The organism is Streptomyces sp. M-16, from assembly GCF_052114405.1.
In the GTDB taxonomy this organism is placed as follows: domain Bacteria; phylum Actinomycetota; class Actinomycetes; order Streptomycetales; family Streptomycetaceae; genus Streptomyces.
Genome location: NZ_JBFRER010000348.1, coordinates 1 through 432, shown reverse-complemented (window position 1 = coordinate 432; position 432 = coordinate 1). Strand labels below are relative to the sequence as shown.

Annotated in this window: 1 protein-coding gene; it reads left to right on the top strand. The window is 72.9% G+C overall.

The genetic code is table 11. From position 1 onward, the window contains the following. On the top strand, positions 1–432 hold a 432-nt coding region (locus tag AB4039_RS42505), incomplete at both ends, for an AMP-binding protein (protein WP_442273345.1).

Genomic DNA, 432 nt, shown 5'->3' with positions numbered 1-432 from the left:
CCGGGGCCTGGGCCGCGGCGACCTCGCCGGCATCCTCCTCGACCGCGGACCCGACTTCGCCGTCGCCCTCCTCGCCGTCCTCAAGACCGGCGCCGGATACGCCCTCCTGGACCCCGAGTTCCCCGACGAACGCCTCACCGGCACCGCCCTGGACGCCTCCCTCACCGCCCTCGTCACCGACACCCGCCACCACACCCGGCTGACCCCCACCGGCGGAACCCACTGGGCGACGGTCCGCGTGGACACGGAGGCCGACTCCATCGCGGCACGACCGACCACCCCTCTCGGAACACCGCTGACCTGGGACGACGTCGCCTGCGTGATGTTCACCTCCGGATCCACCGGACGGCCCAAGGGCATCCTGTCCTCCCACCGCAACCTCGTCTCCACCCTCACCGCCCAGACCTACGCCACCTTCGGCCCCGGCGAGAC